Origin of the sequence: Micromonospora sp. NPDC000207 (genome assembly GCF_040300925.1) — a bacterium.
Lineage (GTDB): Bacteria > Actinomycetota > Actinomycetes > Mycobacteriales > Micromonosporaceae > Micromonospora.
On record NZ_JBEPEQ010000226.1, the window covers coordinates 1 to 2,391 of the forward strand.

Sequence of the window (2,391 nt, forward strand, 5' to 3'; positions counted from 1 at the left end):
GGCTCATCGCCCGGGGGCGTCCGGCCCGCCGGGGGCCACCCCGCCGCCCCGCCCCGCCCTCCACCGGCATCCGCCCGCCCCCGACCGGTTCGACGGCCCCACCTGGTCCGACGGCCCCGCCCTCCACCGGCATCCGCCCGCCCCCGCCCGTTCCGACGGCCGCGCCCGGCTCGGCGATCCCGGCTCCGGCCCCGACCGGTTCGGTCCCGGCGGGTCCGGGAGGCGTCCCGGTGGCGGCCGGGGTGGGGTCGGCGAAGAGGCGGCGTGGGCCGTCGAGCATGTCGGCCCGCAGCACCTCGTCCGGTACGTCGTTGAAGAACAGGACCGGGTCGCTGCACATCGCGATGGCCTGCACCGCCCGGACCTGGTCGCGGCGGCCGGCGTCGGGGCCGGCGACGAGTTCGTTGGCCCGCATCGCGATCTGCAGGAGACGGGCGAAGGTCGGACCGTGGGAGAACATGCTGATGTCGTGGAAGAGCATCCCCAGGGACCGGCGGTGGGCCAGGATCACGTCGATCCACCCCTCGACGACCACCCACCGGGCCCGCTCGGGCGGCTGGTGCTCGGCGGTGTCGAGCAGCCCCTCCAGGTCGCTCAGCAGCGGCTCGACCAGGTCGATCACCAGGTGTTCCTTGCTGGGGAAGTGGTACAGGATCGCCGCCTTGGTCAGCCGGAGCCGTTCGGCGATCTCCCGCAGCGAGGTGCGCTGGTAGCCCTTCTCGGCGAAGAGGTCCAGGGCGGTCCGCAGGATCCGGGTCCGGGTGTCGGGCGCTGCGCTGTCCACCCGCCGATCGTAGTCCGATCCCTGACCGGAAGTCGGTGTCGACTTGAATTGTCTGACCGGCGGTCAGTACGGTGGAGGGGTCCGCCGCCCGACGACGGGAGTTTCCATGAGCGTGATCTCAGTAAGCGGTCTGGTGAAGACCTTCGGCGCCACCCGGGCCCTCGACGGACTCGACCTACAGGTCGAGGCGGGGGAGGTGCACGGTTTCCTCGGCCCCAACGGCGCCGGCAAGTCCACCACCATCCGGATCCTGCTCGGGCTCCTGCGCCACGACACCGGCACCGTACGCCTGCTCGACGGCGACCCGTGGCGGGACGCCGTCACCCTGCACCGCCGGTTGGCCTACGTACCCGGCGACGTGAGCCTGTGGCCGAACCTCACCGGCGGTGAGGCGATCGACCTGTTCGGCGCGCTCCGCGGCGGCCTGGACCGCAGCCGCCGCGACCACCTGCTGGACCGGTTCGCGCTGGACCCCACCAGGAGGTGCCGGACCTACTCCAAGGGCAACCGGCAGAAGGTGGCCATCGTCGCCGCCCTCGCCTGCGACGTGGAGCTGCTGGTGCTCGACGAGCCGACCAGCGGGCTCGACCCGCTGATGGAGTCGGTGTTCCGCGACGAGGTCCAGCGGTTCAGTCGTGACGGCGGGACCGTCCTGCTCTCCAGCCACATCCTGGCCGAGGTGGAGGCGCTCTGCGAACGGGTGAGCATCATCAGGGAGGGCCGCACCGTCGAGTCCGGCACCCTCGCCGAGCTGCGCCACCTGACCCGTACCTCGGTGACGGTCGAGACCGACCGCCCGGTGACCGGCCTGGACCGGCTGCCCGGCACCCACCCGGTCCAGGTCGGCGACCACCACGCCCACGTCGAGGTCGAGCCGCAGCACCTCGCCGACCTTCTCGCCCACCTGCTGCCCTTCGGGGTCCGGTCGCTGACCAGCACTCCGCCGACCCTGGAGGAGCTGTTCCTGCGCCACTACGGCGGGCCCGGCCCCGACCTCGCCGCCCCCCGTACCCCGGTCGAGGCGGCGACGACGGGCCGGGAGGGACGATGAGCGCCCTCACCGGCACCGGCCGCCTGGTCCGGCTGGCGGTCCGCCGCGACCGGGTCAAGCTTCCCCTCTGGATCCTGGGCACCCCGCTGCTCGCCGGGGGCCTGGCCGCCAGTGTCGCCGGTCTCTACCCCGGGGAGCGGGAACGAATCGGGTACGTCGCCACCGCCACCGCCAGTGTGGTGGCCCGCGCCTTCAACGGCCCCGTCCACGGCACCGGGGTCGGTTCGGTGGTGACAGCCGAGTCCTTCCTGACCCTGTCGGTCCTGGCCGCCCTGCTCAGCTCCTTCGCCGTGGTCAGGCACACCCGACAGAACGAGGAGACCGGCCGGGCCGAACTGCTCGGCTCCGCCGCCCTCGGCCGGTACGCCCTGCTCACCGCCGCCCTGTTCGTCGTCCTCGGGGCGAACCTGCTGACCGCCGCGCTGACCGCCGGGGCGCTCGTCGCCGCCGGTCTGCCGGTGGCCGGTTCGGTCGCCGCCGCGGCGGCCGTCGGCGGGGTCGGGGTCTGCTTCGCCGCCGTCGCGGCGGTGACCGCGCAGCTCACCGACGCCTCCCG

The 2,391-nt window shown here is 73.8% G+C and carries 2 protein-coding genes and 1 pseudogene; 2 read left to right on the top strand and 1 reads right to left on the bottom strand.

Features of this window, described 5'->3' with window-relative positions; translation table 11 throughout:
* On the bottom strand, positions 1-784 hold a 784-nt coding region (locus ABT336_RS27270), incomplete at its 3' end, for a TetR/AcrR family transcriptional regulator (protein ID WP_350900450.1).
* Between the two features lie 106 nt (positions 785-890).
* Here ABT336_RS27270 and ABT336_RS27275 point away from each other — a divergent pair.
* Entirely contained in the window at positions 891-1,835 is a 945-nt protein-coding gene (locus tag ABT336_RS27275) for an ABC transporter ATP-binding protein (RefSeq protein ID WP_350900452.1), read from the top strand.
* Positions 1,832-2,391: pseudogene (locus ABT336_RS27280) on the top strand (anibiotic ABC transporter); the annotation flags it as partial. The gene ABT336_RS27275 and the pseudogene ABT336_RS27280, both read left to right, overlap by 4 nt.

Excerpts from the sequence above, each read along its gene's own strand:
- ABT336_RS27275 (WP_350900452.1), top strand. The coding sequence starts at position 891 with ATGAGCGTGATCTCAGTAAGCGGTCTGGTGAAGACCTTCGGCGCCACC.